General features: G+C 67.4%; 12 protein-coding genes and 1 pseudogene. 7 read left to right on the forward strand and 6 right to left on the reverse strand.

Features of this window, described 5'->3' with window-relative positions; all coding sequences use genetic code 11:
* Nucleotides 1-106: 106 nt before the first annotated feature.
* Entirely contained in the window at nucleotides 107-979 is an 873-nt protein-coding gene (locus JOF55_RS21210) for an AraC family transcriptional regulator (protein WP_310277285.1), read from the reverse strand.
* A 254-nt stretch (nucleotides 980-1,233) separates the two neighbouring features.
* Between JOF55_RS21210 and JOF55_RS21215 the strand changes: the two genes are divergently transcribed.
* Nucleotides 1,234-2,253 (forward strand): 1-aminocyclopropane-1-carboxylate deaminase, encoded by a 1,020-nt coding sequence (locus JOF55_RS21215; RefSeq protein ID WP_310277288.1) that lies wholly within the window; start codon nucleotides 1,234-1,236, stop codon nucleotides 2,251-2,253.
* Nucleotides 2,254-2,389: 136 nt separating this feature from the next.
* Here JOF55_RS21215 and JOF55_RS21220 read toward each other — a convergent pair whose 3' ends face one another.
* Together JOF55_RS21220 and JOF55_RS21225 are read right to left on the reverse strand one after the other, a co-directional pair.
* Complete coding sequence (locus tag JOF55_RS21220; RefSeq protein WP_310277290.1) at nucleotides 2,390-4,249, reverse strand: DUF8508 domain-containing protein; 1,860 nt, start codon at nucleotides 4,247-4,249, stop codon at nucleotides 2,390-2,392.
* A 498-nt stretch (nucleotides 4,250-4,747) separates the two neighbouring features.
* A complete protein-coding gene (locus JOF55_RS21225) occupies nucleotides 4,748-6,070 on the reverse strand; it encodes an alkyl sulfatase dimerization domain-containing protein (RefSeq protein WP_310277293.1) in 1,323 nt (440 codons plus the stop codon).
* A 296-nt stretch (nucleotides 6,071-6,366) separates the two neighbouring features.
* Between JOF55_RS21225 and JOF55_RS21230 the strand changes: the two genes are divergently transcribed.
* The gene (locus JOF55_RS21230; RefSeq protein WP_310277296.1) at nucleotides 6,367-7,011 is read left to right on the forward strand and encodes a TetR/AcrR family transcriptional regulator; all 645 of its coding nucleotides are present in this window, start codon (nucleotides 6,367-6,369) and stop codon (nucleotides 7,009-7,011) included.
* A gap of 50 nt (nucleotides 7,012-7,061) precedes the next feature.
* Here JOF55_RS21230 and JOF55_RS21235 read toward each other — a convergent pair whose 3' ends face one another.
* Nucleotides 7,062-8,126, reverse strand: a complete 1,065-nt coding sequence (locus JOF55_RS21235; RefSeq protein ID WP_310277299.1) for an Lrp/AsnC family transcriptional regulator — start codon at nucleotides 8,124-8,126, stop codon at nucleotides 7,062-7,064.
* Nucleotides 8,127-8,181: 55 nt separating this feature from the next.
* Here JOF55_RS21235 and JOF55_RS21240 point away from each other — a divergent pair, with 55 nt between their 5' ends.
* Together JOF55_RS21240 and JOF55_RS21245 are read left to right on the forward strand one after the other, a co-directional pair.
* Complete coding sequence (locus JOF55_RS21240) at nucleotides 8,182-9,435, forward strand: MFS transporter (protein WP_310277302.1); 1,254 nt, start codon at nucleotides 8,182-8,184, stop codon at nucleotides 9,433-9,435.
* Nucleotides 9,407-10,675, forward strand: coding sequence for an amidohydrolase (locus JOF55_RS21245; RefSeq protein WP_310277305.1), 1,269 nt, complete (start codon nucleotides 9,407-9,409; stop codon nucleotides 10,673-10,675). Before JOF55_RS21240 ends, JOF55_RS21245 begins: the two co-directional genes overlap by 29 nt.
* 63 nt (nucleotides 10,676-10,738) lie before the next feature.
* Here JOF55_RS21245 and JOF55_RS21250 read toward each other — a convergent pair whose 3' ends face one another.
* Nucleotides 10,739-12,100, reverse strand: coding sequence for an MFS transporter (locus JOF55_RS21250; protein ID WP_310277308.1), 1,362 nt, complete (start codon nucleotides 12,098-12,100; stop codon nucleotides 10,739-10,741).
* Nucleotides 12,101-12,364: 264 nt separating this feature from the next.
* Here JOF55_RS21250 and JOF55_RS21255 point away from each other — a divergent pair, with 264 nt between their 5' ends.
* Genes JOF55_RS21255 through JOF55_RS21265 form a run of 3 tightly spaced genes read left to right on the forward strand, consistent with a single transcriptional unit; the run spans nucleotide 12,365 to nucleotide 15,234 of the window.
* Nucleotides 12,365-13,234: an MBL fold metallo-hydrolase gene (locus JOF55_RS21255; protein ID WP_310277311.1), complete on the forward strand. Its 870-nt coding sequence runs from the start codon at nucleotides 12,365-12,367 to the stop codon at nucleotides 13,232-13,234.
* 32 nt (nucleotides 13,235-13,266) lie between these two features.
* Nucleotides 13,267-14,082 carry an IclR family transcriptional regulator gene (locus JOF55_RS21260; RefSeq protein ID WP_310277313.1) on the forward strand — a complete coding sequence of 272 codons (816 nt, stop codon included), beginning with the start codon at nucleotides 13,267-13,269 and terminating at the stop codon, nucleotides 14,080-14,082.
* Nucleotides 14,083-14,091: 9 nt separating this feature from the next.
* Nucleotides 14,092-15,234, forward strand: a complete 1,143-nt coding sequence (locus JOF55_RS21265) for a LacI family DNA-binding transcriptional regulator (RefSeq protein WP_374727320.1) — start codon at nucleotides 14,092-14,094, stop codon at nucleotides 15,232-15,234.
* Here the strand turns inward: JOF55_RS21265 and JOF55_RS21270 are convergent.
* Nucleotides 15,178-15,804 (reverse strand): annotated as a pseudogene (locus tag JOF55_RS21270) (sulfite exporter TauE/SafE family protein); the annotation flags it as partial. The gene JOF55_RS21265 and the pseudogene JOF55_RS21270 sit on opposite strands and share 57 nt — an antisense overlap.
* Between the last annotated feature and the right edge of the window lies 1 nt (nucleotide 15,805).

A 15,805-nucleotide genomic window follows, 5' to 3' on the forward strand; every position in this document is an offset into this window, starting at 1 on the left:
TGTGCGAGCCCTGCCTCGTTCTCCTGCAGGTTTCGACTGTGTTGATTGCACGAAATCGGCATCACCAAGCCCGCGGTATGTCAGGTCCGGTGGGCCGGGAACGTGCTCAGCCCGCGCGGCGCATCGCGGCCGGTGTGACGCCGAGGTGCTCGCGCATCGTCCGGGTGAGGTGCTCCTGGTGGGAAAAACCACACCGGGTGGCGATCTCGGCGATCGGCAGAGTGCCGGTGCGCAACAGGTGGCTTGCCTGGTCCAGGCGCAAGTGCAGCAGGAATCGGTGCGGGGGTAAGCCGGTTCGCGCCTTGAATTTGCGGGAGAACTGGCTCACGCTCAGACCGACCAACCCGGCCATGCTCTCCAGCGGGATCGGCTCCTCGAGCTGGGTGCACATCCACTCGCGAACCGTGTCGAACTGCCGGTCGGTCAATGCGGTGCGCTCGGCTTTCGTCGGTTCGGGGAGCCGGACGCGGCTGTGCTTGCGCGCCAGCCGGGCCGCCAGCAGGCCGGCGATGTGGTCGACGTAGGTGCGTGCCGAGGAGTCTCGCTCCCGCAGCACCTCGTCGAGCGAGAGCACGAGCTGCTCCAGCAGCGGATCGTGGTTGCCGAGCACCTCGGCGATCTCCACGGCGTGCCCGCAGGCCTGCCGGATCGCCGCCTGGTCCAGGTACACGTGGACCGTGTCCAGCTCCCCACCGAGTTCGACCGTCAGGTCTTTGCCCGCAGGATGCAGGAAGAATCCTCCCGTGGGCATTCGTCGGGAGGCGGTCAGTCGGGAGTGGCCACGTCGCACGGTCACCGGTCCGCTGCGGTGCAGGATCAGCAGGTGGCTGTTCGCCGCGTCGAAGTCGGCTTGGTAGGGCTGTTCCCGCTGGGTGGATACGTACAGCTTCTCCCAGCCAAGACCGGCGCTGGTTCGCTCGGGTTGTACCCAGGGCAGACGGAGGATGCCGTTCGTATCGCGCAATCCCAACTCCGCCACTACTGCCACTCCCGTCCGCGATGAAGCACTGAGAACACGAAGCCCGTCGTGGGTGGGCCACAGGCTAGTCCGAGGACCACTTCCGGGCAAGACACCGATGCAGCGGGCAGTGCCTCGAGAGGTCACTCGCACATGCGGGAACACCGGGGACGCTCGTCGGCCCGCCCTGTGCTGAACTCTTGTTCCGGGACGTGGCGTCGCAATACGGTCGTCGCGCTGCTTTTCTGCCCGCTCCACGCCCGCAGGAGGTCGATATGTCCCTCGATGCGTTCGACCGTTTTCCCTTGCTGTTCGGTCCGTCACCGGTACACCGCCTGGACCGGGTGACCGCCCATCTCGGTGGCGCCGAAATATGGGCCAAGCGAGAGGACTGCAATTCCGGTATCGCCTTCGGCGGCAACAAGACCCGCAAACTCGAGTACCTCGTTGCGGACGCTCTCGCCCAGGGGTGCGACACGCTGGTGTCCATCGGTGGTGTGCAGTCCAATCACACTCGCCAAGTCGCCGCCGTGGCTGCCCGGGTCGGCCTCAAGTGCGTCCTCGTCCAGGAGAGCTGGGTTGATTGGCCGGATGCCGTGTACGACAAGGTCGGCAACATCCTGCTCTCCCGCCTCAGCGGTGCGGAGGTGCGCCTGGTCGAATCCGAGTTCGGCATCGGTGTCAAGGAGAGCTGGCAGCAGGCCGTGGCCGAGATCGAAGCCTCCGGGGGCAAGCCGTACGCGATCCCTGCTGGTGCTTCCGAGCACCGGCTCGGTGGGCTGGGCTTCGCGAACTGGGCATATGAGGTCGCCGAGCAGGAACGGCAGCTCGACACCTTCTTCGACACGATCGTGGTCTGTTCGGTCACCGGCAGCACCCAGGCGGGGATGGTTGCCGGTTTCGCGGCGCTGCGGGAACAGGGCGGCAGGCCGCGGCGCATCATCGGCATCGACGCCTCCGCCACCCCGACGGAGACTCGTGAGCAGGTGACCCGTATCGCGCGTAACACCGCCGATCTCGTCGGTGTGGGCCCCGATCTCGTCGATGAGGAGATCGTGCTCGATGAGCGTTTCCACGCCGGTACCTACGGCATTCCCGACGAGGCCACCCTGGATGCGATGCGGCTCGCGGCGCGTACAGAAGGCATGATCACCGACCCGGTGTACGAGGGAAAGTCGATGGCCGGTCTCCTCGATCTCGTCTCTCGTGGCGAGATCGATCGCGATTCCACCGTGCTCTACGCCCATCTGGGCGGGCAGCCCGCCCTGAACGGTTACAGCGCCCTGTTCGGCTGAAGTGCCGCTGTCTCGCGGAGTTGCTCGCATCGGTACGTGGTTTCTGCGGCTTCGCGGCTGTCCTCGCCGACCTGATCAGCATCGGATCCGGTGCCCACCGAGCAGCGGGCACCGGATGCTGGATGCATCGGCTCGATCAGGGGAGGTTCAGCCGGACGACTTGCGGATCGTGGTCGGTGGGCCGGGTGGCGAATTCGGCGTTGGTGTGCACGATGTCGAACTCGTAGCCTGCGCTCTCCAGGGAGGGAGAGACCAGCAGGTGGTCGAGTACCTGGGAGTTGCCCTGGTAGAGGTAGGTGTAGCGATCGGAGGCGGGCAGCGTGGCCGGGAGGTCGGTCAGGCCCGCTTCGGTGAGTGCGTCGAGGGTCGGGGAGAACGTGAAGGCGTTGAGATCGCCTGCGACGATGACCCTGGCGTTCGGGTCGATGGCCTCGATCTTGTCGTAGAAGTCGGCCACGATCCGCGCCTGGGCGGTGCGCTTGGTTGCGCTGGGGCGCTTGGGCGGCTGGTAGCGACCGAACAGCGGGTCGTCACCTCCCTTGGAGGTGAAGTGGTTGGCGATGACGAACACCGGTTCGTCGTCGAAGTGGAACTTGCCGATCAGTGGCTTGCGGCTGTTGTCGAAAGCGGGGTTTCCGGGATCGATACGGCCGGGATTGAGGCTCAGTGACACTCGGTCGCCGCTGGTTCCACTGTCGCTGACCTGCACGGCTGTGGTGGCATCACCGTGGGGACCGGGCGCGAAGGACACCCGGTCGGTGCGGAACAGGAATCCGACCCGGATATTGCCTCCCGGCTCACCGCCGCTTTCCCCGTTGACCGGGTCGATCTGGCGGTAGTCGTAGGTGGGGCCGCCTGCGTCGCCGATGGCGTCGATCAGTCTCGACCAGGTCCTGTCGGCATCGGAGGGTCCGTTTTCCGCGCCGTTGTTGTCCTGGACTTCCTGCAGGGCGATGATGCCGGGCGCGGCGAGGTGGGACACGATCTGGCCGGCCAGGGCATCGAACGTGCTCTGCGGGTCCTTGGCGTCCAGGTTCGCCACGTTCATGGTGGCCACGGCGAGTTGTTCGGAGGTGGGCGACTCGGTGGTCTCCCGGGGCAGGGATTCGGAGACCCCGGACAGGGGCCGGGTGAGCTGGAGCTTGAAGTTGCCGAAGCTGTAGCCGAGCACTCCGGTCGCGGGGGCCGAGAAGTGGTCGCCGGTGTTCACGGTCGGTGTGGAGCCGGAGACCACCTTGTCGTCGAGCAGGAGGCGCTCGGGATTGGGGTCGGACTGGCGCAGCACGATGCCGCCCCGGGTGGTGCGCACCGAGGCATTCGCCCCGTCGTCGCCGAGAACGGGAATTTCGCCGTAGGAGTTGGTGGGGCCGGTCGCGACGGCGTTGTCGAGCCGGACGCGCATGCCTTCCATCGACTCGTAGAAGTCGATGCCGTCGTCGGTGGCATCGAATGTTCCGGATTTCTCCACGCTGCCGGTGGCGTCGTCGTCGATCACGGTGCCCGGTGGGATCCGGCCTCCGTCGCCGAGCACGGTCGGGGCGGGCACCGTGGCGGTGCCGAGTGTGGTGACCGAGGGGGAGGTGAGTTCGGTGGTGGTGAGGTTGGCGGTGCTGGTGCCGCCGGGACGGTACTCGCTGACCGTGCCGCTGACCGCGACCACGTCACCGACCTGCACAGCAGGTTCGTGCGAGGTGTGGACGAACAGTCCTTCCGAGGTGGCCGGGTCGGCATCGGGGCAGGGATCCTGGTACCAGAATCCGTTCGCACCGACTGCGGTGACCACGCCGCGGACATCGGTGACCTCGGAACCGTCGAGCGAGGACAGGTGCCGGGTGCCTTGGATGTCACGGATCCGGGTCGCGGTGTCCCCGCAGGTGGCGGCCGTCGCTGCCGCGGGGTTCAGGGTGACCAGCGACAGCGAGGCGGTCGACAGCAACGCGCCGGTCGCGAGAGTGCGCCGCAGCCGGACTCTCCAGGAGGGGAGGGTGGGTTTCATCGCTGACTCCACACGAAAAGAGGGATCGAAAGGGCGAGTGGTGGGAGGAAGATCGACCGACTGCACACGATAGGCAGAGAACCTGACCGGCAAACAAGATGGAGGTGAATCGTCCGTGACCGGCAGGAAAGGAAGTATTTGCGAATACTTTGACAGCGGATGCGCGTAGTGCACAAGATGCTGCGTGTGCAGCAAAAGAATTTCCCCGGTCAATTCTGCTGCGAATTGGTGAACAGGTGGATTTGTTTACCGCCATTCGGTTGATATCACTGCCGAATCGATTCGGTCGTGTGGCCGGACCAAGACGTCGGGTAGCTATTCAGCTGGTGTGCGGGGCGAGTCTTTGCAGGGTGCGCCAGCAGCCGTCTGAGGTGCACCGAAGATCCCTTGCGTAGGCGGCGGGGCTGCCTTGCGCGGGCAAGGCAGCCCTCGGAAACACCGGAACAGGTCGAGTTGCTCGGGTTGAGCGCGCATGCGAAACCGGTGTGAGACCAGGGTCTAAAGAGTGATTCGGGTCGGCCGGGCCGCTGCGGCCCGGCCGAGTGTGGTGGTCACATCGAGCGAGTCGGTGACCGCCTCGGACTCGGCGACGGCCCACCCGTAGACCCCGCGGGCCATGGTCGAGGTGGCCGTGTCCTCCAGTCGACGAAACACCTCCGCGCGGTCGTCGTGCACTGCCGCACCGTCCGGTGCGGCGTCTCCGGCGAGCTGTGCGAGGTGACCGGCCAGCCGCAGCCGTCCGTCCTCGGCAAGGGAGCGGGCCCGGTTCGCGAGCTGCTCGGCGCCGCCGGCGAGGGTGGCGAGCTCGTGGGCCAACTCCGAACGGGGCGCCGGTTTGAGCTGTGCGGGATCGCCACCCCACCAGCCGCCGTAGCGTCGCCACACGGCATGGATCACGAATTCCGGCTCGTCGTAGAGGGGACGCAGGTAGGGTTTTTCCAGCAGCTCGGTCGGCGGGGTGACGCGGTGCAGCACCTCGTCGAGGGTGGCTCCCGTGTTCATGAGCTCGAGAACCTGGTCGTGCAGGGATTCCAGCAGTGCCGCCGAATCCGTCAACGCCTGGCGGATCCGTGCCGCACCCGCGATCGGCAGTCCGTGTCCGGGAAGCAGCAGCTGCGCGTTCAGCTCGGCCATCCATCGCAGTGCCCGCGCCCATTCCAGTGGATAGCGCTGCACTTTCTGGGGATTGCCCGCGTTCGGTGCGGCCCAGGTGAACAGGTCGCCGCAGCAGAGGATCCCGCGCTCGGGCCACCACGCCACGGTGTGATCGTCGGTCTCGGCGAGGACGTGCTGCAGTCGCAGAGTGAGGTCACCGTGCCGCACTTCGGTGGTTTCCCGGTAGGTGACGTCGGGGTAGCGGTACTCGGTGGGCCATACGAGCTCGGGGTCGCGGAACTGGCGGCGGTTGACTGCCGTGTTGTGGCCCGCCGATCGACGGTATCGGTCGAACCGCGCAGGCACGGCCTCGTGCGCGATCACCGTCGGCCGTGGCCGACCCTGGTCCGTGGCTTCCCGGTCGAACGGGTCGAGTCCGAAGACGTGGTCGACGTGTCCGTGCGAATAGATCGCGGTGGTCAGTGGATCGGACCAGCGGTCTCGGACAGCGCGGTGCAGGGAGGTGGCGGTACGGCTCGCTCCGGTGTCGAACAGCACGAGCCCGTCTGCGGTGGGGAAGACGAAGACGTTGCCGAAGGCCGACCACATCCACACTCCGTTCACGACTTCGTGCAAGCCCTCGGAGCGGAGGTCACCGCTGAGGTAAGACTCCGGTGTGGCCACACCGCGCCACACCCGGTCGGCGTAGTCGAGCAGGTCGGTCATGAGGGTCTCTCCTTGTCTCGTGGCCGCATTCACTGCGGGGCGGAACCGGTTTCCCTCGGGAGAGCACCGGTCGTGGCGGGCGACGAGGTTGGCGGTGCTGTCCTCTCGGCTCCTTGTGCTTCCTCGGGGAAAGGGCAGGGCGGAGATCGCCTGCCCAGCTCGAGGGGCAGCTCGCGGATCGATTCCATCGGCTCCCCTTAAGTCGAATGTGCCACACAGTAAGGCAAGTGCATTAATGCGACAAGGCCTTTGCGACAATGGAGGTGCAGTGCGACCACCGGTGTGGAGGAGAGGACATGGCGAGCCCGACCAGGTCGGCACAAGATACGCGCGAGCGGCTGATTCTCACCGCCGAGCGGCTTTTCGCCGAGCGCGGTATCGGCGAGGTGTCGCTGCGGGAGGTCGGTGCCGCAGCCGGTCAGCGGAACACCTCCGCCGCGCAGTACCACTTCGGTAACAAGGACTCGCTGATCGCGGCGATCCTCGACCACCGGATGCGCGTTATCAACGATCGGCGTCTGCGCCGCCTGGCCACGATGCAGGCAGAGGGGCGCAGTGGTGAACTGCGATCGCTGCTGGAAGCATGCATCTTTCCGCTGGCAGGCAGCACGAGCGAGTCGGGCGGTCACTACGCTCGGTTCCTGTCCCAATGCTTCGCCGACCCGCACTTCCGCACCTCTCTGGACTGGGAGAGCGCCACCAGCCTGCGGTTGGTCTGGGCGGGTATTCGCCGTTGCCTGGCGCATCTGCCCGAGTCGGTGGTGCAGGCGCGATTGCGCATGCTCGAGCATATCGTCCTGCCCACGCTCGCGGACCACGAAAAGATCGGGGACGTAGCCGATGCCGACAATCCGGCGCCGTGGACCATCGACCTCATCGACGCCGCAGAAGGAATGCTCACCGCAGCGGTGACCGCCGCGGACAGGGAAAGCCTGCCGTGAGGCGGATCTTGTGACACAGCGGCACGCGATGATGCGGCAGGCGGAATCCGCTACTCACTTTGCCGGAACCCGATCGGCACGTGCCCGACCGTCACCCCGTCGGTGTTGAGCAGCCGACCCATACGTTTGACGGTGTGCAGGGTGACATTGCGCTCGGTGACGTCCAGCTCCGGGAAACGGCGCAGCAACCGCTCTTCCAGGGAAGCGCACTCGGTGGATGACCGCAGCCATGCCGACAGCAACAGGTTGCACTCGCCGGTCACGGCGGCGCACAGCCGGGTTTCCGGCAGTGCCGCCATGAACTGTCCCACCTCGCTCAGTCGGTCGGCCGGGGCGTCCATCCGGTAGGTGGCGATGACGTGCCAGCCCGCGAGCCGCTGGGCGAGATCGCAACGGAAGTACAGTTCGCGATTTCGGATCATGCGGCTCAGTCGTCGCCGTACTGTCGTCTCGCTGAGTCCGGAGTCCTGAGCGAGATCCGCACAGCTGCGGCGTGCATCGGCACTCAACGCGAGCAGCAGCGCCCTGTCGGATTCGCGCAGTTGAGCCGGACGGGACGGCGAGCCCCGTGCCGGGTTGTCCACCAGCGCGGAACGCTGTTGCTGGTCCAGGGCGCGCACCAGCCAATCGCTGCCCTCGCGATAGAAGCGCGTGCCGATGCCGAGTCGTACCGACCGCACACCGTCGAGCCGTGCCAACCCCTCGGAGAGGAACGCATCGAGCGCGGGCAGGTTGGGGGCCACGACGCTCAGAACCAGCTGATGTTCCCCGGTCGTCCGATCGATGCTGAACACGCACGGCCAGGTGCGCAGCCGCTCGGTGAGGTTCTCCAGCGCGTCCGGACGGCAGGACACGTCCACGTATCCGACCGTCGAGACGGGAGGGGCCGGATACGCGGTCAGCCAGGCGAGGCCGTTGTCGGTGAGTCGGTGCCAGCGGCGTGCCGCGGTGGTGGCGTCGAGTCCCAGAGCGGGAGCGATCCGGGTCCACGGGGCGCGCGGACGAACCTGAAGAGCCTCGATCAGAGCCAGGTCCGTCTCACCGAGAACGGCGGAATCCTGCAGCCGGTCGATTCGTGCGCCGGAATCCGGCGAAGTAACGGCGCTGAACGACATGCGGCCTAGTGTGGCCGGATCTTCATGGGACAGGAAGAGCAGGAGGGAGCCTGTTGTGCACAAGACGACACGGATTACCGTGGTGCTGCTCTTCGCGGCTTGGACCGTTGACTACATCGATCGGCTGGTTGTCAATCTCGCCCTGCCCGCGATCGGCGATACCTTCGATCTCGCCCACGGCGAGCGTGGTCTGATCATTTCGGCGTTCTTCCTCACCTACGCCTTGTGCCAGATTCCCGGTGGGTTGCTGGCCGACCGTTTCGGTGGGGTGCGGATGGCCTGCTCGGCCCTGGCGCTGTGGTCGGTGTTCACCGGACTGACCGCTGCGGCGTGGTCGTTCGTCGCTCTGCTGGCGGTGCGCTGCTGCTTCGGTGCGGCGCAGGGACTCTTCCCCGGGGCGGCGCTGAACACGTTGAGCGCGCGCAGCGTGCCGGAACAGCGCATGACGGCGAACGGCTGGATGCAGAGTTCCAACGCCATCGGCGGGTTGCTGGCGGCTTTGCTGGCCTCGGCGCTGTTGACGGCGTGGAACTGGCGGGTCATGTACGTGACGGTCTCGGTGCTGGGTGTGCTGGTGCTGCTGGCGGTCGTCCGCTGGATGCCCGCGCCGTTGCCGCCGGAGCAGACCGGCCAGATGGTGCGGCGGGCTCGCGGGGCGACGGCCGCGGTGCTGCGCTCGCCGGTGATGTGGGGTTTCGCGCTGCTGTTCTTTTCCTACGACGTGGTCATCTGGGGCCTGAACTCGTGGTCGGCGTCGTACCTGGTCGAACAGCGCGGCCTGGAGATCAGGTACGCGGGGCTGCTCGCGATCGCGCCGACTCTGGCCGCCGCGGTGGGCGCGGTGGTCGGTGGTCGGCTCTCCGACCGGTTCGAGGGGAGGCCGCGGAAGATCATCGTCCCGGCGATGGTGGTGGTGGCGGTGCTGCTGTTCCTGCTTCCGCGGACTCCGTCGGTGGCGACCTATGTCGTCTGCGGCACGCTGCTGAGCGGGGCGGCCGGGCTGTGCTACCTGCCGTCCTTCTCGGTGCCGCTGCGCAGCCTTCCCCCGAAGTTGAGCGGTGTGGCCTCCGGAATGATCCTGTTCGGCGGTCAGCTCTCCGGAATCATCACGCCCACCGTGTTCGGCACCGTCGTCGACCACTTCTCGTACACGGCCGCCTTCAGCGTGCTGATCACCGGGCCGGTGCTGGCCATCGTGGCAGTGCTGTGTGTCCCGCAGACCACCGAGCGTTTTCTTTCCCGTTTCCGACACATCGGTACGAACACCAAGGAGGACATCGATGCCCGCGGCGCCGAGCACCGTGTTTGAGACCGGGCTGTCCGAGCACGTCCCGCATTGGCAGGAGGTCTATCGCGATCTGCACGCCCATCCCGAACTCGCCTTCGTCGAGCACCGCACGGCCGCGGTCGTGGCGCGTGAGATGCGCGCCGCGGGCGGCTGGGACGTGACCGAAGGAGTCGGTGGCACCGGCGTGGTTGGCGTGCTGCGCAACGGTGCGGGTCCGGTGGTGTTGCTGCGGGCCGACATGGACGGGTTGCCGGTACAGGAGGACACGGGCTTGTCGTATGCCTCGGCCGAGGCTGGGTGCATGCACGCGTGCGGACACGATGTGCACGCCACCTGCCTGCTGGGAGCCTGCCATCAGCTCGCGGCGCACCCCGATGCGTGGCGCGGGACGGTCGTGGCCGTGTTCCAACCTGCGGAGGAGATCGGCAAAGGAGCCCGCGCGATGCTGGATGACGGGCTGCTGGAGCGCTTCCCGGCTCCGGCGGTGTGTCTGGGCCAGCACGTCGGTCCGTTTCCGGCCGGGGTGGTGGTGACCCGCCCGGGGACGCTGATGGCCGCGGCGGACAGTTTGCGGGTGTCTTTGCACGGTGCGGGCGGGCACGCCTCCACCCCGCATCTCGCGGTGGACCCGGTGGTGCTGGCAGCGGCAGTCGTGATGCGGCTGCAGGCGTTCTCCGCCCGGCAGGCTTCCCGCTCACCGGCGACGATGCTCACGGCGGGGGCGTTGCACGCGGGCACGGCCGCCAACATCATCCCCGACCGGGCCGAACTCCTCCTGAGTCTGCGGACATTCAGCACGCAGGCACGTGAGGAGGCGCTGGCCACTGTGGAGCGAATCGTGCGGTCCGAGGCCGAGACGTTCCAGGTGCCGAAGGAGCCGGACATCGAGCGGTACGACAGCTTCCCGCTCACCGCCAATACCGACGGTGTCACGCAACAGGTGATCGACGCTTTGGACGCGACGGGCGCGCCTGTGCGGACGTTGCCGTCTCCGTTGGCGGCCAGCGAGGATTTCGGGGTCTTCGGCACGGCGGCGGGTTGCCCGTCGGTCTTCTGGCACTTCGGTGGTACCGACACGGCGCTCTTCTCCGCCGAGGACCTGGCCCGCCTGGAGGAGGGCACGTTGCCGCCCGGACTGCCGTCGAACCACTCACCGCGATACGCCCCGGACCCCGCTCCGGCGCTGTCCGCCGGGATGCGCAACCTGCTGGCTGCCGCTGCCGTGTGGCTGTGTCCGGACGGTACCGGCCGGAGTTGCTGAACCGAGCGACGTGCGGCCTCCTCACCGAGGCAAGCTGCAGTCGGTGAGGAGGCCGCCTCGCGCTCACGTTCGTCCGGAACCTGCTTTCATGGTGGTGAGATCGCGAGTGCTGCCTTCGCGGGTCAGCAGGATCGCGGCGGCAGCCGCGGCGAAGGCGAGGATCCAGACGGCTCCGAGGAGCGTCGGGCTGCCTCCGGCGGTGAGCACCAGCCCGGTGGCGATCGCCGGGGTGAATCCGGCGCCCAGGGTGGAGGCGCTCTGGTATGCCAGGGACGCGCCGGTGTAGCGCATGTGCGTGGGGAACAGTTCCGCGGTGAAGGCGCCGAATGGCCCGAAGATGACACCCTGCAGACCCTGCCCCAGCATCACGGCGATGGCGAAGCTCCACACGGTGCCGAGTTCGACCAGCCACAGGATCGGGAAGGCGCAGACAGCGGCACTGATCACTCCGGTGAGCATGACCGGCCTCCGCCCGAACCGGTCGCTGAGCCGGGCGCTGACGATCACCACGAGCAGCATGACCACGGCGGCCGCTGCCTTGGCGTTGAGCACGCCGGTCTTGTCCGCACCCTCGTTGACCGCGTGGGACACGGCCCAGACCGTGACCACTCCGGCCAGGGAATAGACGCTGGTTCCGGCGATGACTCCGAGGAGCAGACTCTTCGGGTTCTTGGTGATGACCTCGAGCAGCGGGATCTTCTTGGCTTCGGCCTTGTTCTGGAGTTCCTGGAACAGTGGCGTTTCCGCGATCTTGAGGCGGATCACGAGACCGACCGTGACCAGTACGACGCTGATCAGGAACGGGATGCGCCATCCCCAGGCGAGGAACTGATCCTGGGGAAGGAGAGTAGCGGCGCTGACCGCGAGGGTGGCCAGCGCCGCACCCGCAGGGCCGCCCATGTTCGCGAAGCTGGCGGCAAAGCCGCGTCGTTTACTCGGGGAGTGCTCCAGAGCCATCAGCATGGCGCCGCCCCATTCGCCGCCCACGGCCAGCCCTTGGAGGATGCGCAGCAGGATCAGCAGGACGGGTGCGATGACCCCGATCTGGGCGGTGGTGGGCAGCAGGCCGATCGCAGTGGTACCCGCTCCCATGGTGACCATGGAGATGACCAGGACGTTCTTGCGCCCGACACGGTCACCGAAGTGCCCGAAGATCGCCCCGCCCAGCGGCCGGGCGAGGTAGCCGGCCGCCAGGGTGCCGAAGGAGGCGAAGGCGGCGAAGCCGGGTCCCAGGTTCGTGAAGAAGACTTGGCTGAACACGATGGCGGCAGCCGTGGCGTAGAGCAGAAAGTCGTAGTACTCGATGAGACTGCCGATGAAGCTGGAGGTGAGAATCCTCCGCATATCCTTGGTGTTGAGGCTCTCGGAGTTCATGTTCTGCCGCGATGGGTCGGGGGACGCTGCGGTCTGCTTGGTCGAAGTCATGGCTGCTGTGTCTGTTCTCTTCCTACGGCGAAGACCGATCCCTGACGAGGGCCTCCGGAGACGTCGAGGTGATCGGCGGTGGTCATGGCATGTCCTGGCAATCAATTCGTGTGGCGCGGACCACGGGTAAGTACGTACAGCGTCACACCGGTCTCGGCGCTTGGCCCACACCGGCATTCCGTTGAACGGAATGCGGGCATGGTGCTGCGGTGACCGAGTCGGCGATGGTTCGGACACGTCGTCGTAGGCAAGGAGGACGGGACGTTGGACACCACCGTGACGCTGACCGGAACGGGCACCCCACTACCGGTGCCGGGCCGTGCCGGGCCGGGAACGTTGCTGCGCTGCGGGCAATTGGCCGCACAGGTCGACGCCGGGCGTGGCACCGTGCTGCGGCTGGCCGAGCTCGGGATTCGTTGCCCGCAGATCGGGCTGCTGGCGCTGACCCACCACCATTCCGACCATCTCGTCGGCATGTCCGATCTCGTGCTCACTCGCTGGGTACAAGGTGGATTCGATGCGCTGCCCGTGCTGGCCCCGGAGGGGCCGACCGCCCGATTCGCCCGCCGGGTGCTCGACATCTGGGACGACGACATCGCGATTCGCAGGCACCACGGTGGTCGCCCCACGTCTCCGGTGGTGGACGTGCGGGCATTCACCCCCACCACGATGCCGAGTACGGTGTGGCGATCCGATGCGGTGGAGGTCTCGACAGTGGCGGTGCGGCACGAGCCGGTGGAGCCCGCAGTGGCCTACCGCTTCGACACCCCCGACGGTGCGATGGTCGTCAGCGGAGACACCCGGGTGTGCGGTGAGGTCGAGCGGCTGGCGCGAGATGCGGACGTGCTGGTGCACGAGGCCTGCCGCAGCGAAGTTCTCCGTGCGCGCGGCAAGGATTACATCGCCGAGTACCACGCCGACACCGTGGAGTTGGGCGCCATGGCCGAACGCGCCGGCGTCGCGACCCTGGTACTCACCCATCTCGAACCCGGCCCGACCACGGCCGAAGAGACCACCGCCTTCGCCGAGGACGTGCGCCACGGCGGGTTCACCGGGCAGCTCATCGTGGGCGAGGACCACACCACGATGCCGGTGGCCTCCGAGCGTGCGAGCAGCGCAGCAGCTCCGGAGTAGCCTGGAGGGGGCAGGGACGACGAAAGGCGATCATGCCGGGCCAAATCCGGGAACCGGGACGCACGGTGACCAGTCGGGTGCTGGCGATACTCGAGGCCTTCGGACCCGACGACACCGACCTGACGCTGGCCGAGCTGTGCCGCCGCACCGGGCTGGCGCCTGCCACGGCGCACCGGATCGCCGGCGAGCTCGTCGCGTGGGGCGGGCTGGAGCGCAGTGGCGACCAGCACTACCGGATCGGACTGCGGTTGTTCGAGATCGGCATGCGCGCTCCGGGCCGATACGGGCTCGGCAGCGTCGCACTGCCGTTTCTGGAGGATCTCTACGAGGTCACCGGCGAGAACGTGCATCTGGCCGTGCGCGATGGTCATCATGCGGTGTACCTGCACAAGATCACCGGTCGGCGTGCGGTCGATACGCCCTCGCGCTCCGGTGGTCGGCTTCCGCTGTACGCCACCGGCATGGGCAAAGCGTTGCTGGCGTTCCTCCCCTCCGAGCTGACCGAGGAGATCATCACCGGCGGGCTGGTCCATTACACGCCGCACACCATCACCTCTCCGGGCCTGCTGCGTCGGGCGCTGACACAGATTCGCCAACGTGGGTTTTCCGTGGCCGCGCAGGAGTACTCACTCGGCACCGTCTCGGTCGCCGCCCCGGTGTTGGCCTCGGACGGGCAAGCGCTCGCCGCCGTCTCGGTCGTGGTGCACAGTTCCCGTGTCAACGTCGCACGGCTCGGTCCCGCCGTACGCACCGCCGCCACGGGCATATCCCGTCGGCTCTCCCCGCCCGATGTGTCGGATGCTTCGGCGGGGCGCGCTAGCCTGGGGTGGTCAACGAGCTCGGGGTGAGGAAGGGCGATGGCGGGATCGGGGCGTGTGACCATTGCCGATGTCGCGCGAGCGGCGTCGGTGTCACCCACGACCGTTTCGCATGCGCTCAATGGTTTGGGCAAGGTCGACCCGCGGACACGGCAGCGGGTGCAGGACGTGGCTGCCGAGCTGGGATACCGGCCGAGTCTGCGGGCACAGCGGCTGCGCCGCGGTGAGGCACGCACGATCGGCTTGGTCTCGTCCATGCCCTTCGCGGTTGCCGGCGGCCCCTCGCGACTGGGCTTTTTCATGGAGGTCGCCGCCGCCGCTGCCGAGTCGGCGCTGCTGCACGGCTTCGGATTGGTGCTGGTCCCGCCCCTGGAGTCGGATCCGCCGCTGGACTCGCTGGACATCGACGGTGCGATCGTGGTGGAACCGGAGGAGAACGACCGCACCACCGGGCGCTTGCAGGCTCGTGGACTGCCGGTGGTGGCTCTGGGCAGGCAACCGGAAGCCGAGTTGGCCCATGTGGACCTGGATGCTCCTTGGGTGGGACGGTTGCTGCTGCGGCATCTGCACGAGCAAGGGGCGCGGCACATCGCCCTGCTCATCGGCAACAGCCGTCGTCATTCCTATGTGGACATGGAATCGACTTACCGGGATTTCGTGGTGCGGCACGACATGCCCGCTGTCGTGCTGCGGGCGGAGGAGGCCGGTGGTGAGGCAGCCGGGTACTCGTCCGGTATGGAATTGCTGTCGCAGTACCCGGAGGTGGATGCCGTCTGTGCCACGGTGGATGCGTTCGCCGTCGGAGTCGTGCGAGCCCTGCGCGAGCGGGGTTGTCGTGTTCCCGACGACGTGCTCGTGGCCACCCGCTACGACGGTCTCCGTGCTCGTACGTGTGACCCGCCGCTGACTGCGGTCGATCTGCACCTGGATCAGGCAGCGGCGAGTGCGGTGGAACTCCTGCTGGAGCGGTTGCGGGGCGACTCGAGCCGGGAGACGATCGCCCCTCCGGAACCGGTGCTGGTGGCCAGGAAGTCCTCGGGAGCCGGATCATCCGGCGAAGAGCAGGGTCAGTCCCGACACGAGCGCGAAGGCCAGGACGACGCGCCGCATCCAGGCACCGTCGAGACGGTGATGGACATAGCGGCTCAGCACAGCACCCACCACGAGCGCGGGCAGCAGTAGTGCGGCGCTTCGAAGCTGCTGAGCCTGCACCGTGCCGGTGGCCAGGAGCAGGCTCAGCGAGATCACTTCACCGGCGACGAAACAGATCGCCACGGTCGAGCGCAGCACGGGCGCGGGCCGGTGCTGGTACACCAGTGCCAGCGGAGGCCCGCCGACGCCGGTCGCGGTTTCGGCCACACCGGTGATCGCTCCGGCCGTGACGAACGCACGCCTGCCCGGTGTGAACGCCGGCGCCAGCAGCGTGATCAGTACGGCGAGCACGGTTGCCGTACCGATGAGCAGGTTCAGTTTGCCCATCGGAATCACGGCCAGGACCCACAGGCCACCGAATGTGCCGACGAACCGCCCGCCGGTGACCCAGCCGGCGCCGCTGGTGTCGAGAGAACCGCGCTCGCGCCAGGCGATGTAGGCGTTGAGCGGGATCATCAGCATCAGCAAGAACACCGGGAGCAGATTCGGCTGCAGAATGCCGATGACCGGAGCCAGGATCAGGGCGAATCCCAGCCCGGTGGTGCCTTGCACGAAGGAGGCGACGGTGACGGCAACCGCCGCCACGGCCAGAGCGGCCATG

It is taken from the genome of Haloactinomyces albus (assembly GCF_031458135.1).
Classification (GTDB): Bacteria; Actinomycetota; Actinomycetes; order Mycobacteriales; family Pseudonocardiaceae; genus Haloactinomyces; species Haloactinomyces albus.

Coding starts and splice junctions, on each gene's coding strand:
- JOF55_RS21215 (WP_310277288.1), top strand. CDS start 1,234: ATGTCCCTCGATGCGTTCGACCGTTTTCCCTTGCTGTTCGGTCCGTCA.
- JOF55_RS21220 (WP_310277290.1), bottom strand. CDS start 4,249: ATGAAACCCACCCTCCCCTCCTGGAGAGTCCGGCTGCGGCGCACTCTC.
- JOF55_RS21225 (WP_310277293.1), bottom strand. CDS start 6,070: ATGACCGACCTGCTCGACTACGCCGACCGGGTGTGGCGCGGTGTGGCC.
- JOF55_RS21230 (WP_310277296.1), top strand. CDS start 6,367: ATGGCGAGCCCGACCAGGTCGGCACAAGATACGCGCGAGCGGCTGATT.
- JOF55_RS21235 (WP_310277299.1), bottom strand. CDS start 8,126: ATGTCGTTCAGCGCCGTTACTTCGCCGGATTCCGGCGCACGAATCGAC.
- JOF55_RS21245 (WP_310277305.1), top strand. CDS start 9,407: ATGCCCGCGGCGCCGAGCACCGTGTTTGAGACCGGGCTGTCCGAGCAC.
- JOF55_RS21250 (WP_310277308.1), bottom strand. CDS start 12,100: ATGACTTCGACCAAGCAGACCGCAGCGTCCCCCGACCCATCGCGGCAG.
- JOF55_RS21260 (WP_310277313.1), top strand. CDS start 13,267: ATGCCGGGCCAAATCCGGGAACCGGGACGCACGGTGACCAGTCGGGTG.
- JOF55_RS21265 (WP_374727320.1), top strand. CDS start 14,092: ATGGCGGGATCGGGGCGTGTGACCATTGCCGATGTCGCGCGAGCGGCG.